Annotated in this window: 18 protein-coding genes; 6 read left to right on the forward strand and 12 right to left on the reverse strand. The window is 67.0% G+C overall.

Features of this window, described 5'->3' with window-relative positions:
- Positions 1–14: 14 nt before the first annotated feature.
- Positions 15–1,217 (reverse strand): capsule biosynthesis protein, encoded by a 1,203-nt coding sequence (locus tag GGR40_RS08015; protein WP_429275700.1) that lies wholly within the window; start codon positions 1,215–1,217, stop codon positions 15–17.
- Between the two features lie 300 nt (positions 1,218–1,517).
- On the opposite strand from GGR40_RS08015, the gene GGR40_RS08020 reads away from it, so the two are divergent.
- Positions 1,518–3,023 carry an LTA synthase family protein gene (locus tag GGR40_RS08020; protein WP_429275701.1) on the forward strand — a complete coding sequence of 502 codons (1,506 nt, stop codon included), beginning with the start codon at positions 1,518–1,520 and terminating at the stop codon, positions 3,021–3,023.
- On the opposite strand, the gene GGR40_RS08025 is transcribed toward GGR40_RS08020, so the two are convergent.
- Positions 3,004–3,750 carry an SDR family NAD(P)-dependent oxidoreductase gene (locus GGR40_RS08025; RefSeq protein WP_429275702.1) on the reverse strand — a complete coding sequence of 249 codons (747 nt, stop codon included), beginning with the start codon at positions 3,748–3,750 and terminating at the stop codon, positions 3,004–3,006. The two genes, GGR40_RS08020 and GGR40_RS08025, sit on opposite strands and share 20 nt — an antisense overlap.
- 331 nt (positions 3,751–4,081) lie before the next feature.
- On the opposite strand from GGR40_RS08025, the gene GGR40_RS08030 reads away from it, so the two are divergent.
- From GGR40_RS08030 to GGR40_RS08040, 3 genes are all read left to right on the forward strand, one after another.
- Complete coding sequence (locus GGR40_RS08030) at positions 4,082–4,576, forward strand: sterol desaturase family protein (RefSeq protein WP_429275703.1); 495 nt, start codon at positions 4,082–4,084, stop codon at positions 4,574–4,576.
- 16 nt (positions 4,577–4,592) lie between these two features.
- Positions 4,593–5,378, forward strand: a complete 786-nt coding sequence (locus tag GGR40_RS08035) for an aspartyl/asparaginyl beta-hydroxylase domain-containing protein (RefSeq protein WP_429275704.1) — start codon at positions 4,593–4,595, stop codon at positions 5,376–5,378.
- A 131-nt stretch (positions 5,379–5,509) separates the two neighbouring features.
- Positions 5,510–6,139, forward strand: coding sequence for an outer membrane protein (locus GGR40_RS08040; protein WP_429275705.1), 630 nt, complete (start codon positions 5,510–5,512; stop codon positions 6,137–6,139).
- A 90-nt stretch (positions 6,140–6,229) separates the two neighbouring features.
- On the opposite strand, the gene GGR40_RS08045 is transcribed toward GGR40_RS08040, so the two are convergent.
- The 6 genes from GGR40_RS08045 to GGR40_RS08070 form a co-directional block, all read right to left on the reverse strand.
- Positions 6,230–7,723 (reverse strand): phosphomannomutase, encoded by a 1,494-nt coding sequence (locus tag GGR40_RS08045; protein ID WP_429275706.1) that lies wholly within the window; start codon positions 7,721–7,723, stop codon positions 6,230–6,232.
- Positions 7,724–7,858: 135 nt separating this feature from the next.
- A complete protein-coding gene (locus GGR40_RS08050) occupies positions 7,859–9,049 on the reverse strand; it encodes a glycosyltransferase family 4 protein (protein WP_429275707.1) in 1,191 nt (396 codons plus the stop codon).
- Entirely contained in the window at positions 9,046–10,689 is a 1,644-nt protein-coding gene (locus GGR40_RS08055) for a capsular polysaccharide export protein, LipB/KpsS family (protein ID WP_429275708.1), read from the reverse strand. The genes GGR40_RS08050 and GGR40_RS08055 overlap by 4 nt, the downstream gene beginning before the upstream one ends.
- Entirely contained in the window at positions 10,686–11,273 is a 588-nt protein-coding gene (locus GGR40_RS08060) for a histidine phosphatase family protein (protein WP_429275709.1), read from the reverse strand. Before GGR40_RS08060 ends, GGR40_RS08055 begins: the two co-directional genes overlap by 4 nt.
- A gap of 13 nt (positions 11,274–11,286) precedes the next feature.
- Complete coding sequence (locus GGR40_RS08065) at positions 11,287–12,099, reverse strand: 3-deoxy-manno-octulosonate cytidylyltransferase (RefSeq protein WP_429275710.1); 813 nt, start codon at positions 12,097–12,099, stop codon at positions 11,287–11,289.
- A gap of 22 nt (positions 12,100–12,121) precedes the next feature.
- The gene (locus GGR40_RS08070; RefSeq protein WP_429275711.1) at positions 12,122–13,108 is read right to left on the reverse strand and encodes a KpsF/GutQ family sugar-phosphate isomerase; all 987 of its coding nucleotides are present in this window, start codon (positions 13,106–13,108) and stop codon (positions 12,122–12,124) included.
- A 243-nt stretch (positions 13,109–13,351) separates the two neighbouring features.
- Here GGR40_RS08070 and kdsA point away from each other — a divergent pair, with 243 nt between their 5' ends.
- Both kdsA and GGR40_RS08080 read left to right on the forward strand, forming a co-directional pair.
- Positions 13,352–14,179 (forward strand): 3-deoxy-8-phosphooctulonate synthase, encoded by an 828-nt coding sequence (kdsA, locus tag GGR40_RS08075; RefSeq protein ID WP_429275712.1) that lies wholly within the window; start codon positions 13,352–13,354, stop codon positions 14,177–14,179.
- 95 nt (positions 14,180–14,274) lie between these two features.
- Entirely contained in the window at positions 14,275–15,285 is a 1,011-nt protein-coding gene (locus GGR40_RS08080; protein WP_429275974.1) for a phytanoyl-CoA dioxygenase family protein, read from the forward strand.
- On the opposite strand, the gene rfbA is transcribed toward GGR40_RS08080, so the two are convergent.
- The 4 genes from rfbA to GGR40_RS08100 all read right to left on the reverse strand — a co-directional run bounded on the left by rfbA (position 15,282) and on the right by GGR40_RS08100 (position 19,046).
- Entirely contained in the window at positions 15,282–16,208 is a 927-nt protein-coding gene (gene rfbA, locus GGR40_RS08085) for a glucose-1-phosphate thymidylyltransferase RfbA (RefSeq protein ID WP_429275713.1), read from the reverse strand. The two genes, GGR40_RS08080 and rfbA, sit on opposite strands and share 4 nt — an antisense overlap.
- Before the next feature lie 14 nt (positions 16,209–16,222).
- Positions 16,223–16,813: a dTDP-4-dehydrorhamnose 3,5-epimerase gene (gene rfbC, locus GGR40_RS08090; RefSeq protein WP_429275714.1), complete on the reverse strand. Its 591-nt coding sequence runs from the start codon at positions 16,811–16,813 to the stop codon at positions 16,223–16,225.
- 103 nt (positions 16,814–16,916) lie between these two features.
- Positions 16,917–17,987, reverse strand: coding sequence for a LacI family DNA-binding transcriptional regulator (locus GGR40_RS08095; RefSeq protein ID WP_429275715.1), 1,071 nt, complete (start codon positions 17,985–17,987; stop codon positions 16,917–16,919).
- Between the two features lie 60 nt (positions 17,988–18,047).
- Complete coding sequence (locus tag GGR40_RS08100; RefSeq protein ID WP_429275716.1) at positions 18,048–19,046, reverse strand: alpha/beta hydrolase; 999 nt, start codon at positions 19,044–19,046, stop codon at positions 18,048–18,050.
- Between the last annotated feature and the right edge of the window lie 26 nt (positions 19,047–19,072).

Consider the following 19,072-nt stretch of genomic DNA (forward strand, 5'->3'; position numbering starts at 1 on the left):
CGGGCGGGTATGACTTACTCCGGCGCGATCGTGCGACCTTCCAGCCGGGCAACTGCGTGGCGCACCACCTTGTCCAGCGCCTCCCTGGAAAAGAACCCGCCCGGGATCAGGCAGCGCTCGATCAGGACGCGGCGGAATGCGGCGAACGTCTCGGGCGAAGGCGGCACCGGGTTGGTCCAGAAGGCATCCAGACCGTCCTGGAAGGTGATCTCGGCGATGTCGTAGACCGCATGGCCCAGCACCACCACCGGCAGGCCTGCTGCCAGCGCGAAAGTGCCGCTGGTGCTGTTGATCGTCACCACCCCGCGCGCGCCTTCGGTGATCGCCACGATGTCGCCGGTCGCAAGGTAATCCACCCGGTCCGCCACGCCAAAGCGCGCGGCAAGGTCCGCGGTTTCCTGCTGCCAGTCGCGCACACCGTTGTCGAGCGGGTGCTCCTTGACCACCAGCCGGGTGCCGGCTGGAGCATGGGCCGCGAACGATCCGATGACCACGTGCAGCGCGGGCAGGATACCTGCGAACGGCGAATGCAGGCGGATCTGCGCATCCGAATCGAGCTGCAGCGGAAACAGGAAATAGGGCTCGGAGGAGGCCGCCAGCATGGCCATCAGTCTGGCGGAAGACTCTTCCCGCTCCTTGCGACGAAGCAGCTTGCGCAGCCATCCCATGCCTTCGACGACAGGGTGCCAGGGGCGGTGATTGCTCCATCCCGGATAATGCCACCGTGTGGTGACATCGGCGAAGTTGTACGCCAGCCCTTCCAGCGCGCGACGGCGGAACGACGCGCTCATCCTGGCGGGTGGCGGCACAGGGGGCAGCGCTGCCGCCGTTTCGCGATACCACGCCGGATCGCGCGGCAGAGAGGAATGACCGTTCACCCCGCCCAGTTCGAGGGTCACCCAGTCGGGCCGGATATAGCCTTCCTCGAAGACATGGACCGGCACGCCCACCTCGCGGCAGATGCGGATCGCGGGCATGTGATGGTCGCGGCAGTCGCCGAACAGCACCACATCGGTGATTCCCCGCTCACGCAGGATCGCGGCGAAGGCATCGGGCCATTCGGCCAGCGTGCCTCGATACTCGATGCCGTTCGGCAGGCGCCAGAACGCGCGGTCGCCACCGTTGAAATTGACTTTGTGGACGGAGTGCCCGTCACGGATCAGCTCCTGCCCGAGACGCCGGAACAGCGGCCCCATCAATCCCTGCAGAAGGAGCACCGTGCGGGGCCCACGCCCCTGACCGCCGTTCGGAATATCTGTCGCCACAGTTCGAGTATCAGGCATCCGGAAAAGACTTGCTCCGTAGGGATATCGAGATCGACAGCTGAACCTGGGCTGTCGCAACCCAGATTAAATCCGTTAGTGGCCCGGTTGACATGCAGCAAGTCCGTTGACCTCCACACCCGACCGTTCATCCCCAATGACGGAGACGCCGGATGACAGCCTTGGCCGCGCTCGCTATGAGGCCACCCCGCCGCCCGCAGACGGGTCTGGCGCAGGCGATGGTGCGAACCCACAGTGATCTTTGACGGACTGACATTCGCGGCCTCGCTGGCAGGAACCCTGCTGGGTTCGGCCGTGCTCGACGCTCTGGTGCGCCCCCGCGCTTTCCCCGGAATGCGGCTGCTGCGCGGTTCATGGCTGCTCGCCTGCATGGCCGCAACGCTATACGGCCTGTTCCTGGCGCTGTGCGGCAATGGCGCCGTGGCCATGGCCCTGACGCTGGCCATGCAGGCGCTGCTGGCCCTTGCGTCCAATGCCAAGCACGCGATGCTGGGGGAGCCGCTGCTGTTCTCTGACCTTGCGCTGGTAGGCGCGGTGTTCCGCCATCCGCAGTTCTATCTGTCCGCCGTGCGGATGTGGCAGCGCGTGGCCGCCGGATGCGTGGCGGCGGCCTTGCTGGGGGTCATCGTCTGGCTGTCGCGCGCAGACCCGGCAGCCCGCCTTGCCGGCCTTGCGCTCGTGCCGGGCGGGCTGGCGCTGCTGGCGCTTTCGCTGCGTCTGCCGCCATGGCGCCGATTGGCCACAGCCCCCGATGCGCATGGAGATACCCGCCGCCTGGGCCTTTGGCCGACGCTGCTGCTATATACCCTGCGTTGGCGGCAGACCCGCGATCCGGCGCCCTGCCTGCTCGTCATGCGTCAGCCGGTGGTCGATGCGCCCGAACTCGTCGTCGTCATCCAGTGCGAGAGTTTTGCCGATCCGGTCGAGCTCTTCGGTGATCCGGCACTCGCCCTTCCCGGCCTGAGCGCGGCGCGGGGACATGCCGCGCAATGGGGCAACCTTCAGGTCAGCGGCTTCGGCGCCTACACCATGCGGACCGAGTACGGCGTGCTGTTCGGGCGGGATGAGGGAACGCTGGGCTTCCGGCGCTACGACCCATATCTGACAGCCACCGGAGAGGGGTCTTACGCCCTGCCCTCACGGCTGAACGGCATGCGCAGCCTGTTCGTCCACCCGCACGACATGCGCTTCTACGGGCGGGACAGGATCATGCCCGCGGGCGGCTTCGCGGAGCTGGTAGGCGAGGACCGCTTCGCTCCGCCCGGACCGGGTGAGGGCCGCTACGTCACCGATGCGGCGATGACCGACGTGATCGTGGACCTTGCGGCGGACGCCGAGCAGCCCACCTTCATCTATGCCGTCACCATCGAGAACCACGGCCCCTGGGCGCCCAATGCACGTGGCGGCGGCGGCAGCGACCTGACTGACGGCTACATGCGCCTGGTTCGGCACGGCGACGCCATGCTGACCGCCCTCACCCGGCGTCTGGGCGCGCTCGGCCGACCGGCGCTGCTGGTGTTCTTCGGCGACCACCGCCCCAGCATTCCCGGCGCCAGCATTCCTCCGCCCGCCGACGCCGGGGCTGCCCGCCATACGCCCTACGTCATGATCCGGATCGACGCGGACGGGCGGGTCTTGCCCGGCGACAACCGCCGTGTCGATCTGACCCCTGCGGCACTGCACCATGCGGTGCTCGACGCGGTGCTGGGGCAGCCGGCGCCTACTTCTCCGGGGGCGTAAGTCCGCCCAGAACGCGATCTCGCAAAGGCCGTGGCAGCAGGCGATCCAGCCAGCGCAGTGCCACGAAAGGCCACGGCAGCACCAGATGCGCGCGCCCCGCTTCCGACGCCCGCACGATCCGATCCGCCACAACGTCAGGCGCCATGAGCATGGGCTTGGGGCCGGGCACCTTGCGGCCCGCCGCCGTATCGATGAACCCCGGCGAAACCAGCGTCACGCAAACGCCATGCGCCTTGACCGAAAGCCGCAGGGCATCGGCGAAGCGCGCCAGCCCCGCCTTCGTGCCGGAGTAGGCTGCTGCAAAAGGCAGCGCATGGAAGGCCGCAGCGCTGCCCACCAGAACGATCCGGCCGCTGCCCCGACGCGCCATCGCATCCGCCAGAGCCGCAGCCATGGCAGCCGGTGCGGCAAAGTTGACGATCGCCAGCCGCGCAACCATCCCCGCCTCCTCGACCAGATCGCCCGGCGCCCGCACGTCGCCACGCCCGGACGAGAACACCGCTATGTCAAACGGATGTGCCGCATCTTCCTGCTGCAATGCAGCAACGGCAGCGCCCACATCGCTTATATCGAGGCTGCGGACAGTGACTTCGGCACCCGCCGCCCGGCACTCGGTAGCAACCATTTCCAAACGCTGCGAATCGCGTCCCCACAGGCTCAGGATAACGCCCGGACCGGCGTGGCGGCGGGCCACCGCACTACCCAGGCCACCGGACGCTCCGGTCACCAGAACTCGGCAGTAAGAAAATTTACGGGTTTCCTCTGATGACTCCGTCATCCGTTTGCCACTGCCGTTCGCATTCGCACACCGCTTGCCATATGTTCACCCCGACTGAAGGCATTTCGACTTGACAGCCAAGCCTACCTCCTGTCCAGCATCAGGTCCAATGCATGCACCGGTTTCCAGTTCTAAACGCATCAGACTGTTCAAAAGTGAACGTCTGGAAAAGCTTACGCTGATCTCACCGCGAACGTTCGCGTTGAGCTGGTCAGTGCTGCTTCCGTTGATCGCGTTCGTGGGTTGGCAATCGGGCGGTCGGCACGCTCCCGGACCTCTGATGATGGCGGGCCTGATCTCGGCTGGTCTGCTGGTCTGGTCGCTCTTCGAATATGCGATGCACCGCTATCTGTTCCACCTGGACTCGGACGTGCCGGTGCTGCGCTGGTTCGTGTACCTCATCCACGGCAACCATCATGCCAGCCCCAATGACCCGCTCCGCGGCCTGATGCCGCTGCCGGTCAGCGTTTCGGTTGGGTCGCTGGTCTGGGTCGCGTGCGTGGCGCTGCTGGGCACTGCGGGAACCTGGCTGTTCCTCGGTTTCATGATGGGATATGTCTTCTACGACGCGATCCACTTCGCATGTCACCAGTGGCAGATGCGGGGGAAGATCGGTCAGATGTTCAAGCGCCACCATATGCGCCACCATTACGTCGACGAAGACGGGAATTTCGCGATTTCCGCGCTGTTCTGGGATCGCGTGTTCGGATCGCGGATCCGCTCGCTCAAGCGTGGTGCCCCCGCGGGTGGCCACGATCTGGCGAACGGAGCCTAGTCAGGGGACGAGTAGCGTGAACAAGTGGCAGCAGACCCTCAATTCGCGGGGCTGGAAGATCCCCTTCGTCAACAAGTCGCTGTTCCAGATCGGCAAGGAGCTTCGTCCGAAGATCGACGCCGCGATCATGCGCAACTCGCTGATCCCCGATGCTGCGGTGCAGGACAAATCGTTCTTCCCCTGGATCGCCGAACTGGAAAGCAACTGGCAGGCGATCCGTGACGAGGCCGTGCGCATCCGGGCAGAGGACATACCTTCGCTCGGGGACATCTCCTTCGACCATGGCCGCATCGCCGCCGATCGTCGGTGGCGCGCATTCTTCCTCAAGGGCTACGGCTACCGTATGCCGGGCAATGCCGCTCGCGCGCCGGTCACGGCCGCGCTGATCGAGAAGGTTCCGGGGCTGGTGACAGCCAACTTCTCCGTCATGGAGGCAGGCGGCCATATCCCCCGTCACTGGGGCATGACCAAAGGCATGCTCACCTACCACCTCGCGCTCAAAGCCCCGCGTGAGCAGGAAAAATGCCGGATGCACATAGAGGAGGGTGAGCGCCTGCATGTCATGCATTGGCAGGACGGCCAGTCTTTCCTCTTCGACGACATGTTCAACCACGAAGTCTGGAACGAAAGCGACGAGGACCGCTACATCCTCCTCATCCAGATCAAGCGGCCCTGCCGGTTCTGGGGCAACCTGATCCAGGAGATGTTCCTTAAAGGCGTGCGCCATTCGCGGTTCGTCAAGGACATCCGCAAGGCTATCGAACGCGAGGCAGGCAAGGGCGCCACGCCTGCAGGAGCATGACACCGCTGCGTCATGAAAATGTTGCATTAATGACACAATCTTTTACGTTCTCCTTCTGACTGCGTATTTCACCGAAACCAATGCTGCATCTGCGTCGTTCCTTTGCCCGACAGGGTAACCAAGGAATACGTATGAAATTTAAGATCATCACGCTCGCCGCACTAGCTGCCGCAGGCTTCGCCGCACAGCCCGCACTGGCGCAGGATACGGCTGGCGACGAAGTTGCCGCAAACGGCACCTCGTTCCGCGGCATCCGCCTTGAAGGCAATGTCGGTGGCGACCGTTTCCAGTCGCAGGGCAATCACAACGACAAGTTCGGCTTTGGCGGCACCGTCGGCTTCGACGGCACGATCGGCAACAAGATCGTGATCGGCGCCGAGGGCAGCTTCTGGAAGCCGGGCAGCGGCAACGAAAATTCCACCCTGCTGGGCAACGGCAACGTGGTGAACCACAAGGCATTCGAGGAATGGGGCGCGGCCGTTCGCGCGGGCTACCTCGTCACCCCGCAGTTCCTGGTCTTCGGCAAGGCAGGCTACGTCAATGGCGAACAGCGCAAGAGCATCGAAGGCCCGGCGGGCAACACCCTGGTCTACGATCACTATCGCGCGGACGGCTACCAGGTCGGCGGCGGTGTTGAATACACCGTGCTGCCTGCCGCCCGCACGCCGGTCTATGTCAACGCCCAGTACGTCTATTCGAACTACCACGGCGACACCAGCCGCCAGCGCGTGATGGCAGGCGTGGGCATCCGCTTCAAGTAAGCGCGACAACCTTTAGATACGCGAAGGCCGGGCGAGTGCACTGCACCCGCCCGGCCTTTTCGCATCGGTTCTGGACCAAAAACGGATCCGTCAGGCGTCCGCTTTCGCGGCCGCTGCAATCATCGCCAGAACCTGCCCGTTCAACTCCGCGCTGCGTTCGGGCGTGGCTGCTTCGGTGTAGCAGCGCAGTTCCGGCGCATTGCCGCTAGGCCGCAGGTGAATGATGTCCCCGCCCGCGAACGTGATGCGCAGGCCGTCCGTGACATCGAACGCCACCGCTTCCCCCGCCAGCGGGCCGAACATCGCGCTCAGGCGTTCCAGCACCGCATCGCCCGAGCCTTCCTGCAATTGCGCCAGCAGCGCCTGACTGCTTGCGGTGGGATAGTCCTGCAGGCGTTCGCTGAACGTATAGCGCGCTGGCAACTGGCGCTGCAGCGCCGACAGCGCCACCCCGCGCGCGCGCGCATCGGCCAGCACGGCGATCATCGGCAGTACCGCATCGCGCGTCGGCAGCGCGCCAAGTTCGCGGCCATTCTGAGTTACGGGCGTACCCAGCAGGAACCCGCCGTTCGCCTCGTAGCCGCAGGCGGTCGCTCCTTGCGCGATCAGCGCGTTCATCGCCTCGATCACGAAGGGCGAGCCAATTCGGGTCCGACGCACTTCGTCGAACAGACCCGACAACTCCAGCGCGGTGTTGCAGCTGACCGGCGTTGCCACGGTTTCCACGTGCAGGGCGCGCGCGCACAGGATACCCAGCACGTCGCCACGCAGCCACGTGCCGGTTTCGTCTGCAAGCAGGGGGCGGTCTGAATCGCCATCGGTGGACAGGATGGCATCGAGTGCCAGCTCTGCCGCCCAGCCTCGCGCCAGTTCCTGGTCTTCCGGGCGCACCGCCTCGGTATCGACGGGAATGAACACCTCCGACCTGCCCAGCCGCACCGCCTCGCCGCCCAGCCGCTCCACGATGGTGGCAACCACGTCGCGGCCCACGGCGGAGTGCTGGTAGATACCCAGCTTCAGCCCCTTGAGCGGGTCCGGCCCGAAGAAGTCGGCATAGCGGCGGACGTAGGCCGCCTCGACATCGATCAGCGGCCCGCAATCCTGCGGCGCCTTCAGCATCCCTGCATCGTCGAACAGGTCTGGCAGGGTCACGTCCTGCGCGCGCATTGCCAGTTCATCGGGCTTGAGCACTTCGCCGTCGATACGGTTGAACTTGATCCCGTTGCGGTCTGCCGGGATGTGGCTGCCCGTTACCATTAGCGACGGGATGCCTTGCGCGAACCCGTAAGCCGCCACCGCCGGAGAGGGCACGAAGCCGCAATAGGCCACTTCCCCTCCCATGTGCCGGATCGCCGCCGCGCAGGCCGCGAGGATTCGCGGCGTCGAAGGGCGAAGGTCACCCGCGATCGCCACCGCCCGGCCCGGCTCGAACTGGCCGATCGCGGACAAGTGCTGCAGGAATGCGCAAGTATACGTGAAGCAAACCCGGTCCGTCATCGCGACCACCAGCCCACGCGCCCCGCTGGTGCCGAAGGCGACACCCGATTCCACCATCATTTCGGAAACGGACACGGTCTGGGTCATTGGCTGGGGTTCCTTGGGCAAAATGCTGGTGTAAACGGTATCGGGCGGGTTTGCGAAAGCTGCGTTACGGTCAGCGATGACGATTGTTCCATGGCGCCTGCGACAGGGCAACATGTCTTGCCCCGCTCACACCCACTACTTGGCCTGCAGGGCTTTGATCGCGCGCGTGACGATGGCCATGTGTTCGGCCCAGCTCGGGTTGTGCCAGCCGGGCAGGCGCGCCATCTGTGCGCGGTGTCTCTCCCCACGCGCCGCATGGTCGAGGATCGCCGTCTTCCAGCCTGGTCCGTCCAGCGGATCGAGATAGTCGGGCACCGTGCCGCCGACTTCGCGCAGTGCCGCAATGTCGCTGCAGATCACAGGCGTCCCCACTGACAGCGCCTCTGCCACCGGCATGCCATAACCTTCGGCAAAGGATGGCATGACCAGCGCACGCGCTCCCCGCAGCAGCGCGGAGAGCCGCGCATCGGGGCACCCCCCCAGTTCCTCCACATGCCCGACGAGCGCCGGGCAGCGTTCGAGCATGTCGACGATCTGCTCGTTCTCCCAGCCCCGGCGGCCGATCACGATCAGGCGCGGTACTTCGGCAGCGGGCAGCGTCTCGGCCAGATGGCGCCAGAGGTTCAGCAGCAGCAGGTGGTTCTTGCGCGGCTCGATGGTGCCAAGGCACACGAAGTAAGGCCGCTCGGAAGGTTCGGGCGGGGCGGGCGGCAGCGTCTCGGTCCCCAGCAAGGCGACATGGATCGGGGTGCCGGGCCGCAGCCACGGCTGCAAGGCTCTGCCGGTGGCGGCGGAGTTGACGATCGCCGCGCCACCGCTTTCCCCGCAGGCCTGCGCCACCGTCTCCATGCGCCGCCGGTGCAGCGCTGCGCCCGAAGGCCGGGCATATTCGGGAAACTCGATGGGGATCAGGTCATGGACCAGGCACAGGAACTTCGCCCGCTCCCGCGACAGGATGCGGAGTACCTTGCCTGCATTGGTCAGGTGATGCGGCGATGCCTGCACATAGATCGCCGGGGCCGAGCCAATCGCCCGCCCCGTCGGCAGCAGCCCCGCCAACTGCGGCATGACCGAAGGCAGCGAGCGCTGGCGCGGCGCATCGGCCTCGCTGGCCCAGCGGCGCTCCAGCTCGTCCAGATAAGCCAGCGCAGCCTTGCGCGGCACACGGCCATATCGTCCTGCCGGATGAACGGCGGCGAACGCCAGCGCTTCGCCATAATGCTCCAGCAGCCCGCGCGCATAAGCCATCTCTACTCGGTCCACGCCGGAAGGCGTCGAATAACGCAAGCGCGAGATCAGGCGCGAAATGTCCAGGATGACGGTCATCGGATCAGGTTCATCAGCTTGCCCTGCCAGCGGCGCAGCGGCGCCACCCATTGCAGGCGATTGGAGGCAGTGGCGGTGGCCATGCGGGAGACCAGGACTTCCGGCGGGCACGGCAGCCCGGTCACCGGGTCGAGATAGCGCGGGTAGAGGATCAGCACGCCCGCCACCAGCGCGTCGAGCGTCAGCGTACGGGTGCGTCGGTCGGGCACGGCGCCAAGATCACGGGTCAGGCCCCAGCCTGCATAGAACGGTGTGCCGTGGCAGGTCACGTCGCGCCCGCGCATCAGCGCTTCGAACCCGGTGAGGGAGGTCAGCACATGCACTGCGTCCACGGCGTCGAGCAGCGGCGCCATGCCGCCGCCGCGCACCACCCGGTCGGCATGCGCCAGGATCTCTGCGTCAGGTACAGCGCCCTTGCGGTGCCCAGCATCGACGTCGGGGTGCGGGCGGAACCAGATTTCCGCGTCCGGTTCCAGCGCCCGCGCGCGGCGCACCAGTTCAAGGTTGGAGGCCAGCCCGCCGCCGCCCGCGCGCACGGACATGTCGTCCTCGACTTGCCCGGGGACAAGGATCAGGCGCTTTCCGGTTTGGCGCGGGGGCACGGTTGCAGCGGTGTCGGCGGAATACTTGCTGATGCCCGCCCTGACGATCGTTTCGCGCAGGGCCGCCGCGCGCCGGAGCAGTCGGGGCGGCATGTCCGCGCCGTTCAGCACCGTTTCGAGGTCGCTGGGACCGCGCGGATCGAAATGGATGCCGGACGCATCCACCACCACCGAGGACGGCGGCACCAGATCGACGCCCAGCCCGACCGAGCGCACGAAGCCGTCCTCCACCCGCACCAGCGGCACACCCTGCGACCGCGCCGTTTCCAGCAGGGCAAGCGACACGCGCGAAGGCCAGATCGCCACGGAGCCGCCTCCCTTGCGCGCGATCTGCAGTGCCCGCGAGGCCGAGCCGACCACGGCAAGCCGCCGGGCAGGATGCCACAGGAACCGGCGGATCTCGGTACGCTTCCACCAGGCCATGCCGCAGGCCGCCCGGATGGTACGGTTTGCGTCCAGTGAAGTGCGCCACAGGTGGAGCAGGTCCACCGTCTTTTCGATGTCTGACACCTCGCCGGTGAAGGGATCGCGCCAGATCGCGGCGTAAAGGGCTTCGGTGGCACGACGATCAAGGGTGGCGGCGTCATCGTTCGGCGCGCCGAAGCGGCCGGGGGACAGTACCTCCACCGTGACCCCCGCGATGCGGGCCAGCGCCACCCATTCGTCGTCGCCATGGGCTACCAGCCTGCCCGCGCCCGGCAGTACGGTCCATGGATCGACGTCCGAACGCCATTGCTCGTCCGCCAGCGCCTTGTGCCAGTCTCGGCCTGATGACGCGGCGATCCAGAGCGATCCGGCGCGGCGAAGGCCAGTGACCTCGGCGGCGGTCCGGGGACGCAGCACGGTTTCCGCTGCAGACGCCAGATCGGCGGGCGCATCCCAGAACGCACCGCCTACCCGCGCTTCGCGGATGCGGGCGAAGAGGCTTTCACCATCGTCGGGCACCCGTCCGGGCGCGGGGCGCGAAACAGCGGCGTCAGCCCAGGGAAACGGCGGGGCGCGCAGCAGGGGCACCTGACGGGGCGCGGGGGTGCTCATGGCCTCCGACCCCACTCGGTGAGCATGGGCGCGCCGCCTGCATTCCTGTCGATAACGCCATAGGCCCCGGTCGGCAGCTTCATGTCCGATGCCGTGGTCAGCCCGGCGGCAATCAGCGCGAAGCGGGCCGCGCCGTTGCTGGTCACCAGCAGCACCGGCCCTTCCGGCGCTTCAAACAGCGTGCGCCAGCCCGCGATTCGCTCTTTGGCATCGACGGTCCAGCCCGGCGGCGGCACTGCGGATTCGTCCCACGCGGAAAGGGCCTCTGCCCCGATGCGGGCAAGAACGGCATCCTCGCTCTGGTCCTCATCAGGGCCATGGTCGATCTCGCGCAACCAGTCGCATGACTGCGGCTGCGGCGCTTGCGGAAGATGGCTCAGGATCGCCGCCGCCGTCTGGCGCGTGCGGGCCAGCGGAGACACAAGCACCTGCGTGAAATTCCACCCCTGCGCCGCGAGATGCGTGCCCAGAGCGTGCCCCTGCGCCAGCCCCGCCACCGTGAGCGGCAGATCGGTACGCGCGCCAATGCGGCGCGGCGGCTCTCCGGCCTCGAAGGTGTTGCCGTGACGGACGATTACGAACATGGCCGCCGCGCTATCAGGCCGGGAAGGGATCGCCTAGTCGCCTGATGGTTTCTTCCGCCAGCGCGAGATCCTGCGGCGTGTCGATACCGGACATGGCGTGGCTGGGCGGATCGACTTCGACCGTCGCGATCGTGCGCCCGGCTTCGAGGAAGCGCAGCTGCTCAAGTCCTTCCAGCGCCTCATACGTGCTTTGCGGAGCAGCGCCGAACCACTCCAGCGCGGCCATGCGGTAACCGTAGAGGCCAAGGTGCTGCCACACCGGCGACACCCGGCCTGCCGCGCGCATCTTCGCCTCGTCGCGCAGAGCAGGGATGATGGTCTTGGAGAACCACAAAGCGCGCCCGTCTTCGGCCCGGATACAGGTGGTGCCGCTGAACGGCGCGGTTTGCTTATGTGTGCGCAGTCGATCCAGCCGGTCCCAGTCGAGACGATAGACCGGCGTTGCGACATCCGCCTCACCCCGGCGCAGGGTTTCGAGCAGCCCGGCCACGACGGCGGGCGGCACGAACGGCGCATCGCCCTGAAGGTTGACGACGATCTCCGACCGGTCGGCGCGCGCCAGAGCCGCCGCGCAAGCACGCGACGAACCGGAATCGCACTCGGGCGGGGTCATCACCACATCTGCGCCGATTGCGCGGGCATGATCGGCAATGCGGGCATCGTCGGTCGCGACCACCACCTCGCAATCGCCCGTCAGCTCGGCGGCGGCACAGGCGATGGCGACCACGCGCTCAAGCAGGGTGCGCCCGGCAATGGGCAGCAGCGGCTTGCCCGGCAGGCGCGTCGATCCGTAGCGCGCCGGAACGACGATAAGGTCGGGGGTCAAAGTATGGCGCCGAAAATACGTGTCAGGCAACGCCCGCGCGGACGATGTCGTGCATGTGGACGATGCCTGCCAGCTTGCCCTCTTCCTCGACGAACAGCACCGAAACGGCGTTCTCGTTCAGGATACGCAGCGCTTCGGACGCCAGCATGTCGGACGTGACGGTCAGGGGATTGATCGTCATGTGCAGGCCGATGTTGTCGTTGAGGTCGTAGACCGCGATGCACCGGCGCAAATCGCCATCGGTGAAGGCGCCGACCAGCCGGTCTTCTTCGTCCACCACGGCGGTGCAGCCATAGCGCTTGCGGCTCATCTCGATCGTGGCGGCGGTCAGCGAGGCGTCACGGCCGACACGCGGGACCGCATCGCCCACGCCCATGATCTCGCCGACACGGGCCAACTGGGCACCCAGCTTGCCGCCTGGGTGGAAGACGCGGAAATCGGAGGAGGAAAAGCCGCGGGCCTCGATCAGGGCCACCGCGAGGGCATCGCCCAGCACCAGCTGCAGCGTGGTGGAAGACGTCGGGGCCAGTTCGTTGGGGCACGCTTCGCGCACGGCCGGCAGGGCCAGGCAGATGTTGGCCGCCCTGCCCGCCGTGCTTTCCGCATGGGACGTCGCGACGATCAGCGTCACGCCGTACGCATGGCAATAGCGGAAAATATCACCCAGCTCGGCGGTTTCGCCCGACCAGGTGATCGCCAGCACCACGTCCTGCTTGGTGACAAGGCCAAGGTCGCCATGGCTGGCTTCGCCGGGGTGCAGGTACAAAGCGGATGTTCCGGTGGACCGCATGGTCGCCGCAATCTTGCGGGCGATGTGCCCGCTCTTGCCCATTCCGGTGACGATCACGCGCCCGCGTGTGCCCGCCAGCGCCTGGATCGCGCGGTCGACTTCCCGGCTCAGTTCCGGTGACTGCAGCGCTGTCCGCAGCGACTGAAGCGCCTCAAGCTCGATATCGAGCGTCTTGAGAGCGGAATCGGCATGTCGTGTCTGAAAGAGTGCGCTTTTCATACCACCATGAACTTTTTTTTGTCTTTCGGCGCTTCCCACGCGGGGAAGCGTGGCCAAAGCGCAGATTATTTCACGCGGCTATTCCAAAAGATCAGGGATTGCCAGCCTGATCGTTCCCGGCCAAGGAAAAGCCCTTGGCCCGTCATGGCCCCGGCGTAAATCGGGCCGACCATGACAAGCGGCAGGTTTCAATAATTTAATCTGCTCACCTTCGGAAACTACTTAGCTGACAAGGCTTAATCCATGATCCTTTGCGGACACTCCATCGGCCCGGCGACCCCTCTATTCGCAATCGCGGGGCCATGCGTCATCGAAAGCGAGGAACTGACGCTTTCCGTAGCCGAAACGCTTGCCGGCATTGCGCAGCGGCTGGGAATCCTGCTCATCTTCAAGAGCTCGTTCGACAAGGCGAATCGCAGTTCGGACAGATCCTTTCGCGGGCTGGGCATGGATGAGGGCCTGCGCATTCTGGAAAAGGTGCGCGACGCCACCGGCCTGCCCATCATCACCGATGTCCACGAACCCGCGCAGGTCAGCGCCGTGGCGCAAGTGGTGGACGTGCTGCAGACACCGGCATTCCTGGCGCGCCAGACCGATTTCATCGCCTCCGTGGCGGCTTCGGGCAAGCCGGTGAACATCAAGAAGGCGCAGTTCATGGCGCCTGCCGACATGAAGCAGGTCGTCTCCAAGGCACGCAATGCGGCGGCAGCGGCAGGGCACGATCCCGATGCCTTCCTGCTGTGCGAGCGGGGCACTTCGTTCGGCTACAACACGCTGGTGTCCGACATGCGCGGACTGTCGATCATGGCCGACACGGGCTGCCCGGTAGTGTTCGACGCGACTCACTCCGTCCAGCAGCCCGGCGGGCTTGGCGAACGCTCCGGCGGGCAGCGTGAATACGTGCCGCTACTGGCCCGCGCCGCCGTGGCGGCAGGCGTCGCCGGCGTGTTCATGGAAACCCACCCGGACCCGGATCAGGCCCTGTCGGACGGCCCCAACGCCCTTCCGCTGGACCAGTTCGAAGCGGTGTGGACCCGCCTGCTGGCCATCGACGCGGTAGTGAAGGCCTGAGAACAGGGGCCTGACTTTTTACGGTTGCATCCCGGCGGACATTGGCGCAACCGACGCCCATGGCCGCTGGCGACAAGAACGTGACAGTCGGGAAAATGCTGCTGACGCCCTTGTGGGCGGTGCAGCTGCTGACCGGCGCGAAGAGCTTCCTCGACAATCCGCTGATCGGGTCGCGGCGGCTCAACGCGCGCGGGCTGCATGTTGGCCGGGTGAAGCTGGCCGCCGCCTTGTGCGCATGGCGCCGCCGCCGGCTGGCGCACAAGGTGCGTCCCGAATGGCGCGAGGCGTTCGACCGCGACGGCTTCGTGGCGATCCCCGACATCGTCCCGCCGGCCGAGTTCCCGGCCCTGCGCGCTGCCCTGCTGACCTACCGCGCCCCGGCGCGCGAAATGCGCCAGGGCGATGCGGTCACCCGCCGCATGGCGATCGACCCGGCGATGCTGGCGGCGATCCCGGCCCTGCGCACCCTGCTGGAACGCCCCGACGTGGTCGCCCTGTTCCACTACGTCGCGGGCTTTCGCACCACGCCGCTGCATTACATCCAGACGATCGCCAGCCACGTCGCTTCCAATGAAGCAGATCCGCAGGAGGCGATCCATGCCGACAGCTTCCATTCCTCGCTGAAGGCCTGGCTGTTCCTGAACCCCGTGGCGCAGGACGAGGGGCCGTTCACCTTCGTGCGCGGATCGCATCGCTTCACGCCCGAGCGCCTTGCCTGGGAGCATCGCCGCTCCTTGCCCGATCCCCGCACGATAGACCGGCTGTCGGCGCGCGGCTCCCCGCGCGTAACCGATCACGATCGCGAAGGCATGAACCTGCCCGCGCCGGAAGGGCTGGCAGTGCCCGGCAATACGCTGGTGGTGGCAGACACCGTGGGCTTCCACGCGCGCGGCGCCTCCGTCCGTCCGGGCGAGCGTGTGGAAATCTGGTCCTACGCCCGCCGCAACCCGTTTCTGCCATGGCTGGGTGGCGACCTGCTCAGCCTGCCGGGCATTGCCGAGCGCCGCGTGAACTGGCTGTGGGCCCTCCGCGACCGATTGGAAAAACGGATCGGCCAGCCCTGGCGGCCAGTCGGCGTACGCACACCCACGGATCGGCAGGATTAGGCCACTACGCGCAGCGGCGGCACCGGCACCTCGTCCTGCGTTACCCCGTCGGCCAGCAGCCGGCGCAGGTAGCGGGCGTAGTCCGACTTGCCGAGGCGGTCGATGGCGCGCTCCAGCTCGACTAGGCCGATGAAGCCCTGCCGCAGTGCGATCTCCTCGGGGCTGGCGATCTTGAAGCCCTGCCGCTTCTCCAGCACGCGCACGAACTCCGCCGCATCGAGCAGGCTGTCCGGTGTTCCGGTATCCAGCCAGGCATAGCCCCGCCCCATGATCTCCACCGACAGCTGTCCACGCTCAAGATAGGCGCGGTTGACGTCGGTGATCTCCAGTTCGCCGCGGGGGGAAGGCTTCAGGTCGGCCGCGATGTCCACCACCTGCCCGTCGTAGAAATAGAGACCCGTGACCGCCCAGTTGGACAAGGGCTGCTCGGGTTTCTCCTCGATCGAGACTGCCTTCATCTTCTCGTTGAAGGCGACCACGCCGTACCGTTCGGGATCGGTGACGTGATAGGCAAAGACGCTGGCTCCCTGCCCGCCCCCGGCCCGCCGTGCCGAGGCGCTGGCCAGCAGCCCCGGCAGGCCCTGCCCGTGATAGATGTTGTCGCCCAGGATCAGCGCCGACGGCTCCAGCCCCACGAAGTCCGCGCCGATGACGTAGGCCTGCGCCAGCCCGTCCGGGCTGGGCTGCTCAGCATATTCAAGCGCCATCCCCCACTGCGACCCGTCGCCCAGCAATGCCCGGAAGGCAGGCAGATCGCGCGGGGTGGAGATGATCAGCACTTCGCGAATGCCCGCCAGCATCAGCGTGCTGAGCGGATAGTAGATCATCGGCTTGTCGTAGACGGGCATGAGCTGCTTGGAGGCAGGCAGCGTCATCGGGTAGAGCCGCGTGCCGCTGCCGCCGGCCAGAATGATGCCTTTCATCCTCGTATCCTTTCTCAGGCGGGGACGGTATGCAGCCGCGCCACGTCTTCCGCGGCGAAGTAAGGCGGCAGATCGGCCAGGGCGGGCTGGCGGCGGTCGCGGCCGGATAGTGTGCTGGAATCGGCCACGGCGGGCCAGGCGACGGCAATGTCAGGGTCATCCCATGCCAGCCCCTTGTCGCAGGCGGGGTCGTAAGGCGCGGTGACCTTGTAGGCGATGACGGTATCCGGTTCGAGCGAGCAGAACCCATGTGCGAAGCCGGGGGGCAGCCACAACTGGTGCCCGTTGCCGGGCGTCAGCGTGGCGGCGGTCCACTGGCCATACGTGGGCGATCCCCGGCGAATGTCGACGGCAATGTCGAACAGCGCGCCAGCGGTGCAGCGCACCAGCTTGCCTTGCGCGCGGGGCGCGCTCTGGAAATGGAGCCCTCGCACGGTGCCGGCGCGGCTGCTGCGCGATTCGTTGTCCTGCACGAACGTCCATTCCCCGCAGGCCTGCGCGAACAGGTCGGCGCGGAACGTTTCTGCAAAGTAGCCCCGCGCATCCCCGATGCGGCGTGGGACGACCAGCATGACGCCGGGGATATCCGTTTGCGTGATGTCCATCCCATGCCCCCGTCAGCCTGCCTCTTGGCCCGGAGGTATCATGGCGCCGCGACCCGCGACATTGCGTCGAACCCCCACTGACTGGAGGGGATGCTGGCGCGTTTCAGGGTACCATGGGCGATGCCGGTCCCGTGGATTCGGCGGCCACCACTCGCAGCCTGCCGTCGAAGGACAGGGTATCCGGGCGTCCCTCTATCCCCGCGATCAGCCGTTCCGCCGCCGCTGCCGCCATGTCGCCGAACGGGCGCAGGACCGATGTCAGCGCGGGGGTGAGCATGCGGGTCAGGATGCTGCCGTCGAAACCAATCACCGACAGCGCACCCGGCACGGCAATGCCCCGCGCCGCCGCCACCTTGAGGACGCCCGCCGCCATGACGTCGTTCGCGGCGAAGATCGCGGTCGGGCGGTCCGGCAGCGACAGCAGGTGCTCCGCCCCGGCCACGCCCGAGGCGAAATCGTAGTCGCCGGGTGCCTCTGCAACGTGGGCGCCCGCTTCATGCGCCGCCGCGAGGAAGCCTGCCCGTCGTTCGGTGGCGGAGGCGGTGTCAGCGGGGCCGTTGACGAGGCCCAGACGCCGGTGGCCCAGATCGAGCAGGTGGCGGGCCACTTCGGCCCCGGCGGCGCGCTCCTCGCTGATGATGACTTGCGCAAAACCCGCGATCGGCACCGAGGACAGCGCCACCGCGCGCACCTGCGCCTGTTCCAGCGCAGCGGCCAGGCCGGGAACGCCGGATACCGGCGGCAGGATCACCAACCCATCGACGCGAGACCGTTCTACGAAGGCCAGGACGTCGCCGATGGCATCTTCGGGATCCAGCGGCGTCGGGTGAACGATCAGTTCGTAGCCACGTTGGGCCGTCATCTCGACGACGCCGCGCTGGATCGCGTCCAGCACCAGCGCGTTGCGATCGTTGTGGATCAGCCCGATCAGGAAAGAGCGGCGCATGGCCAGCGCGCGGGCGCGGGCGCTGGGGCGAAAGTGCAACGCCTCTATCGCCGCCTCGATCCGCACGCGGGTTTCGGCATTCACCTTGGGAGACTTGTTGAGCACGCGCGAGACGGTGCGGATCGATACCCCCGCCACGGCGGCGACGTCTTCGATGGTGGGATCGCCCCCAGGGGATTTCCCGGCGGGGGATTTCACGGCGCGCGGGGCTGAGGAAGGCTCGTCCATCGACTGACTTCTATGCCTTGCGCCGCTGCGATCAAGCGATGAGGCGCAGGCGAGGCGAATTCAGCCCAAGCCCACGGTCCGTGCCCAAGCGCGCCAGAGGTCGGGCCACGCCTCCACCGGCTTGCCGATGGCGCGACGCAGGCCGAAGCCATGTCCGCCGTCGGCAAACAGATGTGTCTCCACCGGGATGCCCCGAGCCTTGAGAGCAGCACGCAGGCGGACGGTGTTCTCTGCAGGGACGACATCGTCATCTTCTGCATGAACCAGAAAATGCGGCGGCGCATCTGCCGGTACGGTGCGGTCGGGCGAGTGCGCGGCCTCAAGTTGCGGCGTGGGCGCGGGGCCAAGGAGCAGGCTGCGCGATCCGCCGTGCGCGATGGCGGGGTCCATGCTCACGACCGGATAGATGGGGGCGGCGCAGTGCGGGCGGGCGGACAGCCTGTCCGCCGCGTCCACCGGATCGTAGACCTTGGCCACAAAGCGCGTGGAAAGGTCGGCGCACAAGTGCCCTCCGGCGGAAAAGCCCATCGCAGCCACGCGTTCGGGATCGATGGCGAAGTCGCGGGCACGGTGGCGAATCAGCCGCACGGCGCGCTGGGCGTCGGCCAGTGCGGTGTCCGGCCCGCTCGACCAGCCCTCTCCCGGCAGGCGATAGAACAGCACGAAGGCGGTAAAGCCGCGTGCGGTCAGCCAGCGGGCGATCTCGTACCCTTCCTTGTCGACGACGATGCGGGTGTAGCCGCCCCCCGGCGTGATCATCACGGCCGCGCCGTTCGGGCGGTCCGGGCGGAAAACGACAAGGCGCGGTTGGGTGACAGCGTGCACGGCCCGGTCGGTGACGAGCGCATCGGTGGAGCGTTCCACCACCGTCTCGGTCAAAGGAGCCTTCAGCGTCGCGGGCGGGCCCTTTGGCCACAGATCGATGGTTTCGGTGGGCTGCGGAAGGCCCGGCGGTGGCGCGCCTGCAGCCTGCGGCGGCGGGGTCTGCGCCGTGGCCCGCGCGGCAAGGCCAGCCGCAGCGATGGAGCCGGCGATCAGGGTTCTGCGATCGAAATCCATGGCCGAACTCCTGAAGAAATGAGGCA

It is taken from the genome of Novosphingobium gossypii (genome assembly GCF_050433305.1).
Classification (GTDB): domain Bacteria; phylum Pseudomonadota; class Alphaproteobacteria; order Sphingomonadales; family Sphingomonadaceae; genus Novosphingobium; species Novosphingobium gossypii.